General features: G+C 43.2%; 22 protein-coding genes. 6 read left to right on the top strand and 16 right to left on the bottom strand.

Features of this window, described 5'->3' with window-relative positions; all coding sequences use genetic code 11:
- Positions 1-16 precede the first annotated feature (16 nt).
- The 4 genes from AAYQ19_RS20575 to AAYQ19_RS20560 all read right to left on the bottom strand — a co-directional run bounded on the left by AAYQ19_RS20575 (position 17) and on the right by AAYQ19_RS20560 (position 2602).
- Complete coding sequence (locus AAYQ19_RS20575; RefSeq protein ID WP_343538951.1) at positions 17-949, bottom strand: FAD:protein FMN transferase; 933 nt, start codon at positions 947-949, stop codon at positions 17-19.
- A gap of 1 nt (position 950) precedes the next feature.
- Positions 951-1391: a thioredoxin family protein gene (locus AAYQ19_RS20570; RefSeq protein ID WP_343538949.1), complete on the bottom strand. Its 441-nt coding sequence runs from the start codon at positions 1389-1391 to the stop codon at positions 951-953.
- 102 nt (positions 1392-1493) lie between these two features.
- Positions 1494-2183, bottom strand: a complete 690-nt coding sequence (locus AAYQ19_RS20565) for a VIT1/CCC1 transporter family protein (protein WP_343538948.1) — start codon at positions 2181-2183, stop codon at positions 1494-1496.
- Positions 2184-2215: 32 nt separating this feature from the next.
- Complete coding sequence (locus AAYQ19_RS20560; protein WP_343538947.1) at positions 2216-2602, bottom strand: hypothetical protein; 387 nt, start codon at positions 2600-2602, stop codon at positions 2216-2218.
- 117 nt (positions 2603-2719) lie between these two features.
- On the opposite strand from AAYQ19_RS20560, the gene AAYQ19_RS20555 reads away from it, so the two are divergent.
- The 3 genes from AAYQ19_RS20555 to AAYQ19_RS20545 all read left to right on the top strand — a co-directional run bounded on the left by AAYQ19_RS20555 (position 2720) and on the right by AAYQ19_RS20545 (position 4532).
- Positions 2720-3247, top strand: a complete 528-nt coding sequence (locus AAYQ19_RS20555; RefSeq protein WP_343538945.1) for a hypothetical protein — start codon at positions 2720-2722, stop codon at positions 3245-3247.
- The gene (locus tag AAYQ19_RS20550; RefSeq protein ID WP_343538944.1) at positions 3195-3824 is read left to right on the top strand and encodes a helix-turn-helix domain-containing protein; all 630 of its coding nucleotides are present in this window, start codon (positions 3195-3197) and stop codon (positions 3822-3824) included. Before AAYQ19_RS20555 ends, AAYQ19_RS20550 begins: the two co-directional genes overlap by 53 nt.
- Positions 3825-4082: 258 nt before the next feature.
- On the top strand, positions 4083-4532 hold the full coding sequence (locus AAYQ19_RS20545; protein ID WP_343538942.1) for a response regulator: 450 nt from the start codon (positions 4083-4085) through the stop codon (positions 4530-4532).
- Positions 4533-4998: 466 nt separating this feature from the next.
- Here the strand turns inward: AAYQ19_RS20545 and AAYQ19_RS20540 are convergent, their stop codons facing one another.
- The 10 genes from AAYQ19_RS20540 to AAYQ19_RS20495 form a co-directional block, all read right to left on the bottom strand.
- A complete protein-coding gene (locus AAYQ19_RS20540) occupies positions 4999-5949 on the bottom strand; it encodes a hypothetical protein (protein ID WP_343538941.1) in 951 nt (316 codons plus the stop codon).
- 10 nt (positions 5950-5959) lie between these two features.
- A complete protein-coding gene (locus tag AAYQ19_RS20535) occupies positions 5960-6943 on the bottom strand; it encodes a hypothetical protein (protein WP_343538940.1) in 984 nt (327 codons plus the stop codon).
- A gap of 66 nt (positions 6944-7009) precedes the next feature.
- On the bottom strand, positions 7010-7945 hold the full coding sequence (locus AAYQ19_RS20530) for a hypothetical protein (protein ID WP_343538939.1): 936 nt from the start codon (positions 7943-7945) through the stop codon (positions 7010-7012).
- Between the two features lie 6 nt (positions 7946-7951).
- Positions 7952-9499 carry a hypothetical protein gene (locus AAYQ19_RS20525; protein ID WP_343538938.1) on the bottom strand — a complete coding sequence of 516 codons (1548 nt, stop codon included), beginning with the start codon at positions 9497-9499 and terminating at the stop codon, positions 7952-7954.
- A gap of 621 nt (positions 9500-10120) precedes the next feature.
- Positions 10121-10534, bottom strand: coding sequence for a hypothetical protein (locus AAYQ19_RS20520; RefSeq protein WP_343538937.1), 414 nt, complete (start codon positions 10532-10534; stop codon positions 10121-10123).
- 11 nt (positions 10535-10545) lie between these two features.
- Complete coding sequence (locus AAYQ19_RS20515; RefSeq protein ID WP_343538936.1) at positions 10546-11877, bottom strand: hypothetical protein; 1332 nt, start codon at positions 11875-11877, stop codon at positions 10546-10548.
- Positions 11878-12427: 550 nt separating this feature from the next.
- Positions 12428-13741, bottom strand: a complete 1314-nt coding sequence (locus AAYQ19_RS20510) for a PcfJ domain-containing protein (protein ID WP_343538934.1) — start codon at positions 13739-13741, stop codon at positions 12428-12430.
- The gene (locus tag AAYQ19_RS20505; protein ID WP_343538932.1) at positions 13738-14148 is read right to left on the bottom strand and encodes a Cas9 inhibitor AcrIIA9 family protein; all 411 of its coding nucleotides are present in this window, start codon (positions 14146-14148) and stop codon (positions 13738-13740) included. The genes AAYQ19_RS20510 and AAYQ19_RS20505 overlap by 4 nt, the downstream gene beginning before the upstream one ends.
- Positions 14149-14166: 18 nt before the next feature.
- On the bottom strand, positions 14167-14529 hold the full coding sequence (locus AAYQ19_RS20500; RefSeq protein ID WP_343538931.1) for a DUF7222 domain-containing protein: 363 nt from the start codon (positions 14527-14529) through the stop codon (positions 14167-14169).
- Positions 14530-14565: 36 nt separating this feature from the next.
- Positions 14566-14961 (bottom strand): single-stranded DNA-binding protein, encoded by a 396-nt coding sequence (locus tag AAYQ19_RS20495; RefSeq protein WP_343538930.1) that lies wholly within the window; start codon positions 14959-14961, stop codon positions 14566-14568.
- Between the two features lie 170 nt (positions 14962-15131).
- Between AAYQ19_RS20495 and AAYQ19_RS20490 the strand changes: the two genes are divergently transcribed.
- The 3 genes from AAYQ19_RS20490 to AAYQ19_RS20480 all read left to right on the top strand — a co-directional run bounded on the left by AAYQ19_RS20490 (position 15132) and on the right by AAYQ19_RS20480 (position 16511).
- Positions 15132-15389, top strand: coding sequence for a hypothetical protein (locus AAYQ19_RS20490; protein ID WP_343538928.1), 258 nt, complete (start codon positions 15132-15134; stop codon positions 15387-15389).
- On the top strand, positions 15368-15616 hold the full coding sequence (locus tag AAYQ19_RS20485; protein ID WP_343538926.1) for a hypothetical protein: 249 nt from the start codon (positions 15368-15370) through the stop codon (positions 15614-15616). The genes AAYQ19_RS20490 and AAYQ19_RS20485 overlap by 22 nt, the downstream gene beginning before the upstream one ends.
- A 430-nt stretch (positions 15617-16046) precedes the next feature.
- Positions 16047-16511: a response regulator gene (locus AAYQ19_RS20480; protein ID WP_343538925.1), complete on the top strand. Its 465-nt coding sequence runs from the start codon at positions 16047-16049 to the stop codon at positions 16509-16511.
- A 63-nt stretch (positions 16512-16574) separates the two neighbouring features.
- On the opposite strand, the gene AAYQ19_RS20475 is transcribed toward AAYQ19_RS20480, so the two are convergent.
- Complete coding sequence (locus AAYQ19_RS20475) at positions 16575-16829, bottom strand: DUF6965 family protein (protein ID WP_343538923.1); 255 nt, start codon at positions 16827-16829, stop codon at positions 16575-16577.
- A 229-nt stretch (positions 16830-17058) separates the two neighbouring features.
- Positions 17059-17289: hypothetical protein (locus tag AAYQ19_RS20470; RefSeq protein ID WP_445709705.1), on the bottom strand; the 231-nt coding region annotated here is incomplete at its 5' end.

Here is a 17289-nt window from a genome sequence, read left to right as displayed (position 1 = left end):
TTGAGATTTCGCTTTTTCATTGCAGTCGGATGTTTTTGGATGTGTGTATTTTATTGCTGTCGTCTATGATGATGCAGTGCAGCTCAGGGATCTGGTCGATTAGATAGAGTCCTGCCCTTATTCCCATAACCGATATGGGAGTGGCCATAGCATCGGCAAATTCGGCATTTGGGGCGATGATGGTCACGCTTTTGATTCCGCTTACCGGAAGCCCGGTTTTCGGGTCTATGGTATGGGAGTATTTTTTTCCATCGATGGTGATGTATTTTTCATAGTTTCCTGATGTGGCTACCGCCTTGTCAGATATCTCCAAGTAGGAGAATATGGCGCTGGGAGCGTCGGGATCGGCCACCCCTATTGTCCATTTTCGCCCGTCGGGCTGCAGGCCCCAGGCACAGAGGTCGCCGCTGGCATTGATGATACCGCTGTCCACGCCCCTTTCCAGCAGGAGCTTTTTGGCCATTTCCGCAGCATATCCTTTTCCGATGCCCCCAAATCCGATGCGCATCCCTTTTTCTTTAAGAAAGACAGAATACTTTTCCCGCTCCAGGATGATATTGCGGTAATCGATTAGGTGCACCATTTTAAGTGCTGTCACTGCATCTGGCAGTTTTGTCATGGAGCGGTCAAAATTCCAAAGGCTCTTGTCGATCCCCCCGTAGGAGATATCAAAGGCGCCCTGCGTGATTTTCGAAATTCCGATAGAGCGCTCGATAAGCATGAAGACTTCCGGGTCAACCTTTACAGGAGAAATTCCCGCTTGGGAGTTTATCTGATTGGTCTGGCTCAGCCCATCAAAGGTGGTAAGGAGCTTTTCTATGCGCCTGATCTCCCCAATCGCGGCCTCTATATGCCCGTTTGCGGTCTTATGATCTCCAGCGGTGACTGTCAGAGTGAAATTGTTGCCCATGAGCTTTGTGGACTGGGAGTATTTCTGGATATGGTCCATCCTATTTTTGGCTTTCGCAGATTGATTTTATCTCGGCTGTCCACTGCTCGGGAGAGCTTTCAGGTTTTCCGTGCCATGCCTTGATGATTTTTCCCTGCGCGTCCAGAAGGAGGGTGAGGGGAAAGCTGCCTTCCCTGTTGTAGATTTCGGCCAGTGCCTCATTTCTTTTTACCTGCTCCGGGGGTGGCATGTTTTTCTTTTTACGGGGAAAATCAGCATTAACCATAACTAGATTTTCATTGGCGATTTGGGTGAAGCCCTGGTTCTCCAGATAGTCTCTTGTGGTCAGGATGCATGGGCCGCACCAGTCCGATCCGGAGAAATTCAGAAGTATGAGCTTGTGCTGCTCTTTAGCTGTTTTTTTCGCATTGTCAAAATCAGGCTCCCAGTTGATGGTTCCCGGAAGCACTGCTAAAAGAAGAAGAATGGCGGTCAGTTTCATTTTTCAGGTTGTTTATATATTCATTAACGAAAAAACGATGCGTTTGGTTTTTAAGCGCCCTTAAGATTTGATTAATTTTTTTTTGCTGAAAAAATAGATGGGTCAGACGCCCTGAACACCGAACAGATAGCCGACCAGAGCCGAGGCTGCCATGGCAAAGGTGCCCCAGATGCAGATCCGCAGGACGGACTTTGCGACATTGGATCCGCCAGCCTTTGCGGCCATGGTCCCCGAGAATGCCAGAAAGAGTATCGAGAAGGCATACTGATAGGCCACCATGTCTTTCACGGGCGCAAAAAGGGCGGTAAGCAGAGGCAGCAGCCCGCCTATGACAAAGGACAGGGCCGAAGCAATCGCGGCGATAAAGGGATTGGCCTGGGTCATCTCATTTATGCCCAGTTCGTCCCTTGCGTGGGTTTCCAAGGCATTGTGTGCAGTAAGGGCTTGGGCGACCTCACGGGCCAGCTCGTTTTTTAGCCCGCGTTGCTCATATATTGCCGTAAGCTCTTCAAGCTCTGCTTGAGGAAAAGCTTCAAGTTCCATCTTCTCGCGGTGCAGGTCTGATTTTTCGATATCCTGCTGGGAGCTTACCGATACGTACTCTCCTGCAGCCATGGAAAGCGCTCCTGCTGTCACCCCAGCCGCTGCGGCCAGTATGATGGGCTCCCTTGAGGCGCTTGCGGCCGCTATGCCGATCACAAGGCTCGCAGTGGAGAGGATTCCGTCATTTGCGCCTAGAACGGCGGCCCTGAGCCAGCCGCTTCTGTTGATGTAGTGGTTTTCTGTTTTCATATCTCTGGCTTTTTTACAGGAGCTGATCCTTATCAGTTCTCGCCAAAAGGCGATCTGGCCCCGCCGAATGAATTTCGAAGCATCTGTCTGATCTGGAACTGGGTTTTGTTCTGTGATGCCGCCCTGTACTCTTTAGCATCAAATATGTGGATCTTCTCGGCATTGGGATTGGTGAGAAAAGAGATCCTTTCGATGGAGTAGCGGTATTTTTTGATGGCATTGGAGACATGCCTGTCGGGCACCACGATGAGTATCTCTTCCCACTTCAGATAGTCCTTGGGCACGTCGTCTCTCTGGTGGAGCCCCAGAAATTCAAAAAAGGCCGCTATTTTGCGGTCGTTCAGTAGATGAATCCTGCGGTCGATAGCTCCTAGCTCCGATAATAGGTCTTTCTGGTCTTTTAGGGTTGTCATCTTCATGCAATTCTTTCTGATTTTAATATAAAATTAAGCCAAATTCGGATTCAAAGCGGTTTTGGATGCAGTAGAATGATTCTAAATTCAGAGGCTGGCGAGTTTTGCAATGTTTATTGGCGTATGTTAGCCGAAGAATGGAAAGATGGTTTTTTCCTGTTATTTTTAATGACAGATTTTTTTTTCTTGGATTTCCAAAAGGCGTGCCATATACACTGGCCAAAGCTAAAGAAAAATATGATGTACCGTATCAATACCCTGCTTGCTGATTTTGCCTGCATGCCCGATTCAGGGAAAATGCTGGCCAATATTACATGGCACCGCTTTGATGCGGCAAGCGGAAGGATCTGCGGCTTCACTGAAGCCGAGCTGGAGCTGTTCCAAGCTTTTATGCTGGCCAATGCCTCGAATTTCCCCAATCCCCATTACCCTGAAGCCCTTTCGGATGATTTTGCGCTAGGTCCTTCCGTGGGTGATGCAAAATCCGAAGTCCCCCATTATCTGATTTTGTCCAAAGAGCCACACCATGCATTGCGGGACAAGCCTCTATGGCGACGGGCTGGGCTTTACAGCAGGGATACAGGCAAATCCGTGGCTTATGATCTGGAGTTTGACGCGGCTGGAAAAATCGAAGCCTACAGGCGGGTTTGAAGCCCTGTCGCATCTTTCGTTCCCCTTGGATCCAAGGCCTTCTGATATGCAAAAGCAATCTTTTGGGCAGGCCTGCATGGCGGGGCCGGGTAAAAATCACTATATTTGGAGAACGCCGCTGGTGCCACCGCCGGATCTATTTCTAGTTTCAGGAGGTTCACAACTTTTTTATTGCAGTCAGCGCAGGCCTGCATCACTTAATCCATCGCTTATGCCCGGAAAAATCAACCAGAACATCAAAAGCATTAGAGAACTCAAGAATTACACCCAGCAGTATATGTCCGAGCAGCTTGGCATCACTCAGGCAGGCTACAGCAGGATCGAGAAAGGTGATGCCCGCATGAGCTTTGAGAGGCTCGAGCAAATTGCGGTGGTTTTAGGGATGAGCCCCCAGAGTCTGATCGGGTTTGAAAACGACATTTTTCTGCTGCCCAGAGGCAAGGGGCGCACTATTGGGGATTCGAGCCTTGTCGATGTCGAGAGCCTTTACAGAGACAAAATCGGGCTTTTGGAGAAGCTGCTTGGTCTGGCCGAAGCCGAGCTTAAGAACTACAAAAGCAGGTGCGGGGAGCTGTAGAGGCCTTACGGGCACTTGAAATAGGTTTTGAAGTTAAATTCCTACGCCAAATTTACATAATTCCCATCTTTGATATGGAAATTATGAAAATATCCGAAAGCTGTTTGCATTGCGTTTCAGGTTGCCCTACCTTCAAGAATTATTAACATGGCAACAGAGATAAATGCATTCTTTGAAGAACTGGAGGGCGCTATAGCAATATAGCCAGCCCAGGGGCCTTAGATAACTGTTTTATGTCTGCCATAAAAACTGCAGAGCATGCCTGTATTTGAAGATTCAAAAAAGATCATCTGCCTTGCCGACAATGACGAGGACGACATAATGGTGCTTCATGAGGCGCTTTTGGAAGTAGGGGAGCCTTCTGAAATCATAGAGGTGCGCTCGGGGGAGCAGCTTATGGCGCAGTTGTCAAAACTTCCCGAAAGGTTTCCCGAGCTTATTTTTCTGGACATCAATATGCCCGGTATGGACGGCTTTGGCTGTCTCGAGGCGGTAAGCAAACTTGAAGGGGTGGCAAAGCGGGCAAGACTCATCGTCTATTCGGGCGAAAACGGTGGCTGGGCCATGGAGAGGGCATTTGCGCTTGGGGCGGATTTTTATGCCGTCAAACCCAATAATTACCAAGATATTAAAGATCTGGCGCGAATCATCCTGCAGATGGACTGGACCGCTTTGGGCACGGAGCGGAGGATTTTTCATGTCACGTGATTTTCAGCATCCGCACCGCAATTGTAAAAGAACCATACTTTCTAAAAGTTTCGAACCTAACGTTGTCAGACCTTGTTTTTGCTGAATTTCTCTTTTTCAAAAGCTTCATGTGCTACGATTCTGCCACAAAACTTGAAGTGATAATTTTGCAGATTTTTTTAAGTACTATTTTGTAGCGGAAACAGGACTCGAAGCTCATTAAATTAGAAAAAGCTAACTAATAGGGTGTAAATGCAAAATCTATAACAATTGAGTATATTGGATTAGTACTTCCTCTGTATTTCGTTAGGACTAAAGTGTGCTGTATGCTTTAGGGTGAATTTCTGCGCCCAAAATTAGCAAACGCTAATTTATATAAAACCTTTGCCATTCTGATGTAAAGAGCTTTTTAAATCATTTGTATAGGTTTTTTATGTTACATCGAGAAAGTAAATTAATTTTTAATCTAAGTAGATTGGTGTCAAAATTATAGTTTCTTAGAAACCGAAACGTATATTTTATAAATGTTCGACTCTTGAATACTTGCGACTTCAATTGTTTTATTGTTTGATGTTACAGAAAATACCCGTTCTGTATGGTATGGTACCGCACAATCGGAAAGGTATTTGTATTTTTCCAGCAATTCACTTTTTTTGCTATTATATTGGGACAGTTTGTCTTCTCTTCCACTGTAGAAAAAAATCATCTTCTCATAATTGCAGATTTTGCCGCCATTCCTATTATCTGTAATTATCACAACATTTTGGCCCGTTTCTTCGAATTTATCCATAACGGTGCCATATTTTTTATCAAAAGACACATTGTTTTTGGGATAGTACAGCCCCCAAGATGCATTTACAATCTTTTTAGGATTTTCACCCAAAACATTGGGATATAGTTTTTGAAATTCGTCAATGGTTATACCGAATGGCAAATCATCAATAGTAAATTCTTCAAAGATCTTATTGCAGTTTTCTATTTGCGCTAGTCTGGCGATTTGTTTGTCTTGCTCTTCTTTTTCGATGCGCAGTTTTTCTTTTTCCCAAGCAGTTTCGTCTCTCGGCAAACCAAGTTTTTTCAGCTTTTCATTGATGGAGTAAACCTCTTTGAATTTATCATTTAAGCCATTGTTTTCTGTTGCTTTTATGTATCTCGCCGCATTGTCCAGCATTGAAGTATACAATGCTACTTGTTTTTTGTCTATATAAAAAATTGAGGGGTCAAATAACTTATTTTGTGAAACTATTCTTAGATACAGAGATTTATCAGTCATTCCACCTAGGGCTTCCTCAAATTCATCAGCCTTTTGGATTGTAAGCTCGTAATTGCCATTGTTGAATGCCGTTTCTGCTTCTTCAAATTTTAATTCGGCAACGGCATTTTGGGAGAAAGTTAAAAGTGATACTAGTAATGTTATAAAGAGGAAGATTTGTCGCATCGATATGGTTTTAATTTAATTTATACTTAATTGCAATAACATGATATTTTTTGTCAAAATCGTAATATGTTATTGTCAAATTAATTTGATAATTTGCGTGAGGGCTGGGTGTCGAGTAGGATGTGGATTTATATCCGTCACCTGCTGATTTTACAGTTTTGATATATTTTTCTCCAAACGCAGTCTTCATTTTCAGCAATTTTTCATCGACGATTTTTTGTGCGCTTTCCTCAGTATCAAATTTTCCGTAATCAATGACATATTTAAAAACACTATTGTCATATTTTGTGCCTTCCCAAACTGAAGAAGTATTCTCTGAGTTTGATGGATCATAATACATGGTCTGCTTGCTTCCATCATCCATTTTAAATTCAGAATACTTGGTTGAATCGAATTTCCTATAAATATCTGGAAACATTCTTTTGAGTGTACTGAATTTTATGCCAATCTTGGTATAATCCTCCAATTCATATGCATCAATTTTTGGAACTACTGCAACATATTCCGATTCCCATAATTTTTCTAGATATTCCTGTTTTTCAATTTTGTTTTGTTCTGCTTTTAGATTCAGGTCTTTTTGGTTTTGAATTTCCTTTTCATAGCTTGTTTTATCTTTTGGCAAGTTTAGTTTATCAACATATTGACTAATGGCGTATACTTCTTTAAATTTATCATTGAGGCCATTGTTTTCGGTTGCTTTTAAGTATTTTTTTGAATTGGATATCAATGAGTTGTATAACGTGAATTGCTTTTCATCTAAGTAAAAATCTCCAACGTTAAACAATTTGCTTTGAGAAATAACACGCAAATATAGAGACTTATCTGTCATATTGCCCAAAGTATCCTCAAACTCATCGACTTTTTGAATTGTAAGCGCATAATTACCATTGTTAAACGCAGTTTCGGCTTCCTCAAATTTTAATTCAGCAAAAGCGTTTTGTGAAAAAATAGTACAGGTGAAAAACAAAAAAAAGGCTAAGATTAAATTTTTCATATTTTTTTTTCTAAAAAGTTTCAGAAGATTTGTCGTTTACAGTAGATTTAGTGAACCATCAGATTCCTAAATCTTAAAGACTGAAATGAATAATTGGTATTTGGAATCCTGTTGATCGCTTGCTATCATTATGTTCTTATTATTGTACGTTACTGAAAATTCTTTGTCTGAATTAAATATAGATATGATACCACACTCCAGCAGGTATTTGTGTTTTTCCACTAAGTTAGTTCTTGCGATTTCGAATTCTGATTGCTTGTTTTCTTTGCCATCGTAGAAATAGACTATTTTGACGTAACCATTAATCTTATTGCTGTCGTCTGTACACACCATGATATCATGGCCCGTTTTTGCAAATCTCTCTAAAAAAAAGACATCATATTTTGTGAGGGTCATATTTTTGGGATAATGAATATGTTTTTTCCTTATTTTATGGCTTTCACCCAATACATCAGGATATTGCTTTTCAAATTCCTCGATTGTGATTCCAAAAGGCAAATTGTCAATGGTCAACTCATCAAAAGCTTTTTTACATGCTTCTACTTTTGCTAGTTTATCTTGTGTTTTCTTTTCGCTTAGAGACTTAAGTTTTTGTATTTCTTTTTGATAACTTATTTCATCTTTTGGAAGGTTCAATTTTTTTAAGTTTTCGCTAATGGCATAAACTTCCTTGAATTTATCGTTAAGGCCATTGTTTTCAGTGGCTTTTATGTATTTGTCTGCGTTCGCAGTCAATGAATTGTAGAGTGAATATTGTTTTTCGTCTGCATAAAAATCCGCTGGGCTGAATAATTTGCTTTGGGAAACCACCCTTAGGTAAAGTGATTTATCAGTAATATTGCCTAAAGAATTCTCAAATTCATCAACTTTTTGTAAAGTCAAATCGTAATTGCCATTGTTAAAAGCATTTTCTGCTTCTTCAAATTTTAGTTCTGCAACTGCGTTTTGAGAAAAAATTGTCGATGTAATCAGTAGGAGGACATAGAGTAGAGTGTGCTTCATAAATTGTTATTTTATAATTGTCCCGTAATTTTTGGTTTGGTTTTCTTTAGCTTTATCAACTTGTGAGTTTGGTGCAGTACCATTTGTTGGGCGCGTATCTACTTTTGCTGGAGCGGTAATTACAGTTCCGTAGTTTGACCTTTGTTTTTCGGCAGTGTTGTTGCCTGCGTTTGAGTCACCTGCTTTTCCTTTGTACAAAACATCATATATTGCCACGCCGCTGCTCTGCAGGATATCAATAAGCTCCTGCCTTTTTTCATCTGCTTGTTGGGCTGTATAATAATAGCCGTGCAGGACTTCGGCGTAAGGGCTAAGGCCAGCTATATCATTTTTTACTGTTGCAGTATATGCCCGTGTTCCGTCATTATATGTGCCAATTTCAAAAACATTGGAAATATAGGCTGAGGCGCCGTTTTCGTTATCTAGATTGTTGTAGGAATAAACGAAATAGTAAATGCTTGCCGCTTTCTCCTGTGAGGATAGGGGAATATCTTTTGAAGGCAGCTGGGAGAAAGCATTTTTGCGATTGCTTATCTTTAGGTCAAGTGCGTATTGGCGCTGGCGCTCTTCTTCTGCACGCTGTTCACGGAGAGCTTCCTTGCGTGCCTTTTCAGCCTGATTTTGCTGTATCCATCCGCCAACAAGATTCCCCAAATCAGTGACACCTTTTGTTATGATTTCGGCACGTTCCGCTTGGTATTGCTGGTTTCGAGCATAGTCCTGCGATATTTTCAATATTTGCGGATCATTCTGCTGTTTTTGGATTTCTTGCAATGTCTGCGGCTGTGCCTTTTTATCGGAAGCAGCTGAAATCTGGTTGTAGGCTTCTTCCGTAGTCTGATGAAAAGAACCGTCTTCATTCCTTAAATAAGGCACGCCATTCTGCCTGAATACTTGTACATACTGTCCATTTACTTTTACTTTTTCAGAGAGCCCGATGTTATTGGTTCCTATTGCATTACTTTGGGTAATAATGCTGTTTTTTGATATCTGTTGGTTGCCTGGTCCGCTTTTCTCCGTCTTTTGCTGGCTAGGGTTTTGCTGGACAGTTTCTGCTCTGGAGGCGGGCTTTGCTTTGGCTCTGGCATCATCCTCAGCTTTCCTTTTTGTTGCCGCATCTTCTTTTTCCTTGACCAAATCAACGACATTGCTGATGCTGTAGCTGATGCCTTTAAAGAGAGTATAATCCTTATTCCCAACAGGGATGGCGCATTCCTTTTTTCCAAAATATATAAATTGGGCTTGATTCTTGGAATCATATTTGCCACCGGGCGCTAAATGTAAAAAGTCCGATACACCGGTACGGAGAGAAATTGTTTTGGTTCCTGCACAAGCCAGTTCAAGGGTGATTTCAAAATTCAGTTTATAGTCTATATTGGTATTATTTTGAACATAAAAATAATAGTATTCGCTTCCGCCTGCCATTGTGCTGCTGCGCTCTACAGAAAATGTAAAACGTGAATCGGTTTGGGACACAGGAATACTTATTCTCTGCGCAAAAACAGTAATATTTAAAAACAATGAGCTTATTAGAATGATAATTCTTTTTTCCATATTTTTTATTTTTTTTGAAGAGCATTTCAAATACTACAAATGCCAAGCTTGAAATTCAACCAAATTGAGTTCCTAACGAATTTTCAAAAATAAGAAAATAACATTTATTTAGTAATTGTTTTATTTTTTAATCAAAGCCAAAATGCGGAATAGGGTTAAATCCGTACTGATTATTCGCTAAAAAAATATTATTAAAAACAAATGTATATTATGAAAGGTTGTTTTGTAGGTTTTATAAGGCTATTTTTCAGTTGAATTGAAATTTCATCTATTTCGATATAGTTGCAAATAATAAAAATAATTGCTTGAGGTCTAAATTTTGTTCTCTTAAACAATACTTAAAAAAAAACGTACAATTCTCAAAAATAAATAACTGATATCAAGGAATAGGTTATTCACGATTTCCAAGGAAATCATTTAAAGAAGTTAAGCTGATCAGCTATATTTTAGCGCTAGGGGAAAGCTAGAATTCTGTTGACTGCTGCTTTGCTTAAGCCAATAAAGCTTGACGAGGTTCAAAAAATATTTGTGGACCATTAACAGTTGCAAAGATTTTTTGGATGATAAAAAAAGGCCCCAATCAGAATGTTTGATTGAGGGCCATAATATAATGCAATTCGCTTACTCCTTTCCGGTAACTTTGATACGTATTACAGTAAGATTTCCATATTTTTCAAGATCTTCGTTAGACCATTCATATTCTTTCCCCTTAGGTCTGGAATCGAAGTTCCAGTCCAAGGGTTCCTTTACGTATACAAACAGCCCAATTGCTGTCCCGTCTGCCGGCTTTTTCTTCAGTTCCTCTCTGCTCAAGAAGCGGAAAGAGAAATAGGAAGGAGAATCCACTGTGCCCATGACCAGTCTTATTTCAGGCTTTATTTCCTTCAGCAGATCTTTTAAGGGTTTATTGACGAACTTCTGTTCGTTTGCTTTCAATTTATAGGCATCGGCCGGTATCTGCACCATCTTCTGCGCTTTGCAGCCACTGGTGATTAAAAAAGCTATAACTGCTATGATTTTGATTGTGTTTTTCATATTGCTTATTTTTATTTGCATGGGACAGGCACATAGGAGCCGTCCTGATTCTTTTCAATTTTAAATCTGCTGAATTTTCCGTCGCTTTCCTGCTTCATTAATGTGATTCCAGCATCGTACTTATCCAGAACCGAAGAAATTGCGGCTGTTTTGGAATCAATGGATCCTCCTATCTGCGAAGTTATGTAATCTATCTGGTCAAATATGTCATCGGGGAATTCCGGCGGATAATTAGGCGAGAGATCTGCCGGGTGCTCTTTGACAAAATTCTGGGCCTTAGCCAGATCAGTGACCACAATGGCATAAGTCTGCCCTGCGGTCACAATAAAGGATGTGGTGAAGGTTGGGACCTTCGTGTTGAGGGTGACAGCGGCGTAAATATCTCCAGTCGACAGCGCAGTATTGTGGGGATGGTTATGGATGGCGGCCATAGCTCCGGGAAGCTTGTCGTTTACTGCTACGCCGTAGGGATTTGCGTTGGTTTGGATTGGGGAAGAGGACCAGGTCCCCGCTGAGTTTGGCGTTCCTAAAGTGATGCTGTGCTCATATCCGTTGGCCCCGGCGGCTGCAACAGCGGCCCTTGCAGCGACAAAGCCCGGATTTGATGCGAACATGCTTGCGCCGACCGCGGCCTTGCAGGGATCGAGAATGGGAATAGCAAGAATCAGGGGGCCTGAGATTCCCGGCATATATCCAGGCGGGAGCGTATTGCCGCCGGGCACGGATGCATAGTCGGGATACCATACCCAATTGCTGCAGGTAGTATAGGGACCGACAGTGACATAATAGCTGCATACAAGCCTGCTTGTTGAGCTGCGTTGGGAAATGTAATTGTGAAGGCCCGAGAATTTTCCCTCTTCGTATTTTCCAGAGTAGGCTATCGAATTATCGCTTTTCTGAATGGTTATGTAGCCTGAATATGAGGAACCGATATCGAGAATATTGAATGCTTTGTCATCATTGTCAAATGATGCATCTTTGGTGCTGTAAACAATATCGAAAATCTTGTAGCCGGCATCGGGGTTCCTGATCAGCAACAGCCTGATATGCGTTTTGTAGCCGGTATCTCCTGTAACATTTGCAGAGGTGCCTGGAATCAGTTCTAATGGCACTTCAATTGCCTGTTCGCCGTCATTATCTAGCACAACGGCATTCTCCCAGCTGACCGCCTCGGCATATTGCAGCGCTTCCAAGCCTGGGTCGTTCTTCTCAAGCCATTCTTTTGCGGCAGAAACGGCCGATTCCTGTTGCGATATTCCCTCTTCGTCGTTCTGGCAGCAGGCCAGCAACGCCGTTGCAGCCAGTACAAGAAGGGAAGTGGATTTCTTTAGGATATTAGTCATAAATTTTTAAGGATTGATAAGTTGGATTTAATGATCCTATGCGATCTGGTTTATGCCTGACACTGTAAGAAAACGTTGGCCATGCGGTTCTGCAGTGTAGGATAATCAAATCAAAAGCGATAGAATTTTTGCAAACATAGCTACAAAATCTTACAAAATAAATTATTTCGCATCTTTATTTATAATTATTTTAAATAACAAGCACAATATTTTGATTGGCAGCGCCTTAAAATTAGGCCGGCCGCAGGCCGGGAGCCGAATGATGAAATGACAGACCATTTCTAAACGGGCTGTCTTTGTCAGTTTCGCACGGCAGTTGAAAACCGTTTACAATGCGCACTAAATTTTTTGCCCTTCCTAGGGTGTTTGAATCCTGCCAAGCTATCGAGGCTAGTTCTAAATTGATCTCATTTTTTACTTAAGCGCTTTTTTTTTCTTTATTCCGATATGATTCAATGATTGGCAAAGCATCAAAGCAAGCAGGAAGAGGCTGCAGCACTAGGGATATTAAAGTGTCTGCGCGCCAAAAAAAAGCCGATAAATATCGGCTTTATAAAGACAAAAGAACTGTTTTTTTTGTTTTCTTCCGTGCCTGGATTTGACAAAGGCTCTTATTCATCAGTGCCAGTATCTGCTTGTGATGCCTTGAAAATTTGTTTCCTATTCCTCGGGATTGCAGGATTTCCATATGGCTGAGGGAAACCTCCACGGTCTCGATGCCCACCCCGTCGATTTTGGCGGAGAAGAGAAGGGAATCCTTTTTCTGATAATACTCATTCGTAAAAACGCAATGATGGAGATCGTCTCCTTCCTGCATAAAATCCTGCACATTCTCAAGAACTGAGATAGTGAGGTTCTTTTCCTTGAAGCAGAGCCCGAAATACTGTTTTTTCTCCTGCAGGTAGATTTCCTGAGCCTTGAGGATTTCAGATCGCATTTTTTCAAGATGTTTTCTGCGCTGTAAGGCTCTTTTTTTAGTAACAAGCCTGTCGTGCGCCTTGTTCAGGTCTTCAGGACAGACCAGCAAAGGGCTGCAAAGGTCTTTTTTGAACCAGCGAAGCAGGGCAATGTAATCTTCCCAAATTTTGAGGTCTGGAATTTTGTAGCCGCTTTTAAGGCACGTTTTTACCGCCTGCCAATTCTGTCTTATCTGCTGCGAATGTGAAGAAAGGTAATATGAAAGTATGGAAGCCTGCAAGGCTTTGAGCAGGGTTTCAGCAATGGAATCCTTCAAGAGCGAACTGAAAAGAATTTGCGGAGCGATATTATGAAAGGCGGTCTTGAATCCGTTTCTTTTAAGGGCGGGAAGCACTTTTGCTCTCGGATAGACACGGTAAGGATTGATTCGGAATTTCTGATTGTTCTGAAAATCCTTGGGACGAATCTCCAAGTCCGAATAGTATTTCCAAGAATCATAGCTTTGCGAGAACACATTGCATGATAAAGAGAGGGTGCGCACTTCCCCTTTGGGGTTTATCCAATGCTGCATAACTTCCTTATGAAAAAAGGTCGGCAGGAAGTTTTTCTTCATCTGCTTATGGGAGCAGATGATGCGCACCAACTGATAGCCACCGCAGGTGTCCAAAACTGCGGAATATTCGATTTCCTTGAAATGCACCTGATTATAGCCGAACATCTTGAGCTTTCCCCCACAGGCGGTGCATTTAATGAATTTATCGCACGGCTTGGCGGAATCGGGCTTCCAAGAGTGCATGCAGTCCAGACAGTGGAATCTGCCGCGTGAAAGCACGCCCCATTTGAGGAAGACGGTTTTCTCCGCCCACGTGTGAACGGCTGGTGAAATCGGCGCAAGGCTTCTGCTCAGCGCCGTGATTTCTTTTTCTATTGCGGTTTTGGGTGTCATAGGTCAAAAAGTGTCAGGGCGGTCTGCGCCGTTTTCGGGGTTGGTTTCAAAGGAGCAGGAACAGGAAGAGCCTGCACGGATGGGATTTCCTGCGCAGTTTCATTTGCAGGAATTAAGGGAGCAGAGAACAAAGCAGCCTTTTTGGGCTGATTGGTCGTTACCCTGTATGGGATTTCAGCAGGCGTGCAGATGGAGTCGTCGGTGTAGTATCTGACCGCCATATCAAAAATCTCGCTGTCGTCAAAAGCGCACAGGCCAGTTTTTCTGACCTCTGCGATGATGTATTTCAGGCAGTCCTCCACGCTTTTGGATGCCTTTTCGAGCATCGGGGCAAAGAGGGCATCTGATTGGGATTTCTCATTCAGGAAATCCTCAATCCTTTTCTTGAATTTGTCTGAACCGTTCATAATGATGGATTTAAAGGGTTATCGTTCAAAAACACTGCGGTAGATGTCAAAGCAGTACTCCTCGAAGCAGAGCCAGCAAATAAAAGTGTAATGGGGCAGGCGGTGCGTGTTTCTTACGGATTCCCCAAGGGAGTCTTCCAATTCTTCTCGGATGCTTTCCAAATCATCCAAATGCTCGACGTAGAATTTTTTGCAGTCGGCATGATAGATGAACTCCGAGACCATCCCGCTCATGCAGCCGCCACGCTGCAGGTCTTCGAGGTAGGATTTGAGCTGCTGCTTTTTAGTCCCTTCGTAGGACTGCAAATCGGAAAGGATGATTTGATTGAACACCCTGCTTACAGGAAACTCGGCGTATATTGATTTTTCAAAGGCTTTCATAACTGATTTTTTTAGGCTTATACATTAAAAGAGGGATTAGAACGGCAGGTCGTCGGGGTCTTTCTCGGACGGCTTCTGCAAAAGGGCGCTTGCGGCATTTCCCGCTTTTTGGGAGTCGCCCCCGACAAAGGCGATAATCTTGATGTTGGAGGCGTGAAAGGTCAGGCTTCCGTGCGCAAGGGCATCGCTTCCGATATAGACGTTCATCCCGATTCGCCCGTACAGCTCCACCGCCGTGCCTTTTTTGAGGTACTGCGCCACGCCTGTGGATATCCAATAGGAGCAGTCGATGTATGTCACAATCCTTACAGGCTCTGTGCTGTTTTTGGGTCTGTAGGAGTCGTTGACCGCAATTGAGAAGTTAACGACCTGTCTTTCTGCCGTGGCTTTCGCCACAACGGCATCTTTTGTAAGTCTTCCGATGATTTCCATGATGATAAAAATTTAAGGGTTGATGTCAAAGCTTCTTTTCCCCTTTCCCAAAAATTGTTTTCAAAAGAAAAAACGGGAAAAAAGAAAGCAAGAGACAAGTGTCCGGAAGGAGGATGCGGAGTGCTATAAGTCCCCAAGGGCGGGGAAGCGGCAGCGGAACCGTTATGCGCATGCAGCATACGGCGGGCACTATCTTGGCTGCGCTTTTGACCCGTTTTATATTGAAAAAACAAGCAGAATCCTGCCGGCTTCTGCCTGAAAAGAGTGATGGCTTTCAAGAGGCCGAATGGCTTGGGATCATGAAAAAAAAGAGTGAAACTTTAACAACCCTGCCCTTGGCAGGAAAAAGATTAAAGCCTAAATTTGGGATAAGAGGCATAAAACAGCAACAAAAAAATCTTCTGCAATGGAAAAAACTATACATCTGAAGGTGAGGAAAGATTTGAACGCCCGCGAGCAGCTCACTGTAATAAGACTGAAAGGGAGCCTGATATCGAAAGGCTATACGCAGATCATCCACATAATGGACCAGGATGACGAGTTCCACATCAATACCTTTGAAACCCCGGCAGAGCAGCGAAACGAGGTGCAGCATTATATTTCCGCGTTCATCGCTTCGGAGGATCTCTCAGAAACCATCTCCTTAAAAGCATAAAGAGTTCCGGGAAGGAAAAAAAGGCGGCGGTCTGCCGGATCTTTCTCTGCCTTGAAAGATTGATCCATGATCCTGCAGGCAAGACTGAGGCAATCTTATGCCAGCAATTCCGTACAGCTCCTGCGCTATCCTGCCTTTGCTTGCCACCCAGATAAGGATATCATCGCTGTGCGATAAATGCCGTTTCGGGCATCGGCAGGCGCATCCCATCCAGAAAAGCAGGCATTGCAGCGTGTTATTCTTTTCATAATATTGCGCCTAATGATAAATAAAGGATTTTTTTTACAAAAAAAGGCTTAACTTTACAAGCTATCAACCGCTCCACGGATATAATTCGATGATTTATCGATTCTCGACGGCTGCAGGACTTCTGCGGCTCTCTTGCAGATCCTTAGATTCTTGTATTCTGTAACTGCATAAAACCCACGCAATGCTGCAACAACAGAATTCCCATAAAGTGATTTGTCTGGCAGACGATGATGAAGACGACAGGATGCTGTTTTTTGATGCCATCGGCGAGCTTGGCCTTTCGGTCCAGGTAGAAGAGGCGGAAGACGGGCAGGTCCTTCTGGATATATTGAAGAAAAGCGCCAAGCGGCTTCCTGAAATCGTATTTCTTGACATCAACATGCCGGGAAAAAGCGGCCTTGACTGCCTCAGGGAGATACGGAATGCCGAAGGGCTTTTCCAAGCCGTGAAAGTAGTCATGCTCTCCACGAGCAGCTCTATTGCCAATATCGAGCTTTCATATGATCTGGGCGCTGATTTTTATGCCGTCAAGCCCAGCACATTCCAGGGGCTCAAAGACCTGCTGCATGATATGCTGACCTTGGACTGGAGGGCGCTGCCGAGAAGCAGGACAAATTTCGTGTTGACTGAAAAGCAAAAGGCATGAGATCAGAATGACAGAAGCCCCGCATTTATGCAGGGCTTTTTTGTCTGGAGCGCTCAACGAGGGCTAGAGGCCCGCCTGGATTTCCGAGACAGCCTCGGGATCATTTTCCTGCGGAGCCGTCCTTTTGACCAAAAGATAGAAATCCTTGAGATGCCACCATGCCGGGCACATCTCCAGGCTGCCGTTGAAGGTGCGTATGCCGGTATAGCAGCTTTTCAGGAAAAGCCGCGAATCAGCAATTTTCGCCCAAGGCTTCCAGTCAACCTGCGAAGGCGGCGGATTGTCATCAAAATATCGCTTAATTTCATCTGGGCTCATATCGCAAAATTAATTAAATCCGCCAATAAAGACAAGGCTTGAAGGAGATTTGGACGGCTGCGTGATGAAGTTTTCGAGTGCTGGTTTTAACTTTCTGGAAGCCAAGCTGAAGAACTCATGCGGCCTGATGTGAAAACACCAAAACAAAGCAAATTCATAAAGCTTGCGAAAATCGGTGCACGTGCTTGGTGCACGTGCCGTTTTGGCGAGATGGATCCTGGAGATGTATTTAATTTTTCTTTTTTTTTATGATCAGATGCCTGCGGGCCGCATCATCCGATATTGCATCTATTTCTGATTCGGCCAGTTCCTGTACATCCCTTCTGATCTGAATGTAGTTTCGGTTTACGACTCCGTTTTCCAAACTTCGGACAGCCTTAAGGTGCAAATTCCGGTTATATTGATCACCCCATTCCGTTTTAAAGTGAGCACCTGATTCCATTTCAAAATGACCACCTAA

The sequence above is a fragment of the Flavobacterium mesophilum genome (genome assembly GCF_039581405.1).
Classification (GTDB): domain Bacteria; phylum Bacteroidota; class Bacteroidia; order Flavobacteriales; family Flavobacteriaceae; genus Flavobacterium.
This window is presented reverse-complemented; position numbering and strand designations above follow the sequence as displayed.

Bases quoted from the DNA above. Each gene is read 5' to 3' on its own strand.
- AAYQ19_RS20490 (WP_343538928.1), top strand. From the start codon at position 15,132: ATGCAGCATACGGCGGGCACTATCTTGGCTGCGCTTTTGACCCGTTTT.
- AAYQ19_RS20560 (WP_343538947.1), bottom strand. From the start codon at position 2,602: ATGAAGATGACAACCCTAAAAGACCAGAAAGACCTATTATCGGAGCTA.
- AAYQ19_RS20555 (WP_343538945.1), top strand. From the start codon at position 2,720: ATGTTAGCCGAAGAATGGAAAGATGGTTTTTTCCTGTTATTTTTAATG.
- AAYQ19_RS20500 (WP_343538931.1), bottom strand. From the start codon at position 14,529: ATGAAAGCCTTTGAAAAATCAATATACGCCGAGTTTCCTGTAAGCAGG.
- AAYQ19_RS20570 (WP_343538949.1), bottom strand. From the start codon at position 1,391: ATGAAACTGACCGCCATTCTTCTTCTTTTAGCAGTGCTTCCGGGAACC.
- AAYQ19_RS20520 (WP_343538937.1), bottom strand. From the start codon at position 10,534: ATGAAAAACACAATCAAAATCATAGCAGTTATAGCTTTTTTAATCACC.
- AAYQ19_RS20540 (WP_343538941.1), bottom strand. From the start codon at position 5,949: ATGCGACAAATCTTCCTCTTTATAACATTACTAGTATCACTTTTAACT.
- AAYQ19_RS20545 (WP_343538942.1), top strand. From the start codon at position 4,083: ATGCCTGTATTTGAAGATTCAAAAAAGATCATCTGCCTTGCCGACAAT.
- AAYQ19_RS20515 (WP_343538936.1), bottom strand. From the start codon at position 11,877: ATGACTAATATCCTAAAGAAATCCACTTCCCTTCTTGTACTGGCTGCA.
- AAYQ19_RS20510 (WP_343538934.1), bottom strand. From the start codon at position 13,741: ATGACACCCAAAACCGCAATAGAAAAAGAAATCACGGCGCTGAGCAGA.
- AAYQ19_RS20535 (WP_343538940.1), bottom strand. From the start codon at position 6,943: ATGAAAAATTTAATCTTAGCCTTTTTTTTGTTTTTCACCTGTACTATT.
- AAYQ19_RS20565 (WP_343538948.1), bottom strand. From the start codon at position 2,183: ATGAAAACAGAAAACCACTACATCAACAGAAGCGGCTGGCTCAGGGCC.
- AAYQ19_RS20475 (WP_343538923.1), bottom strand. From the start codon at position 16,829: ATGAGCCCAGATGAAATTAAGCGATATTTTGATGACAATCCGCCGCCT.
- AAYQ19_RS20480 (WP_343538925.1), top strand. From the start codon at position 16,047: ATGCTGCAACAACAGAATTCCCATAAAGTGATTTGTCTGGCAGACGAT.
- AAYQ19_RS20525 (WP_343538938.1), bottom strand. From the start codon at position 9,499: ATGGAAAAAAGAATTATCATTCTAATAAGCTCATTGTTTTTAAATATT.
- AAYQ19_RS20550 (WP_343538944.1), top strand. From the start codon at position 3,195: ATGATCTGGAGTTTGACGCGGCTGGAAAAATCGAAGCCTACAGGCGGG.
- AAYQ19_RS20495 (WP_343538930.1), bottom strand. From the start codon at position 14,961: ATGGAAATCATCGGAAGACTTACAAAAGATGCCGTTGTGGCGAAAGCC.
- AAYQ19_RS20575 (WP_343538951.1), bottom strand. From the start codon at position 949: ATGGACCATATCCAGAAATACTCCCAGTCCACAAAGCTCATGGGCAAC.
- AAYQ19_RS20485 (WP_343538926.1), top strand. From the start codon at position 15,368: ATGGAAAAAACTATACATCTGAAGGTGAGGAAAGATTTGAACGCCCGC.
- AAYQ19_RS20530 (WP_343538939.1), bottom strand. From the start codon at position 7,945: ATGAAGCACACTCTACTCTATGTCCTCCTACTGATTACATCGACAATT.
- AAYQ19_RS20505 (WP_343538932.1), bottom strand. From the start codon at position 14,148: ATGAACGGTTCAGACAAATTCAAGAAAAGGATTGAGGATTTCCTGAAT.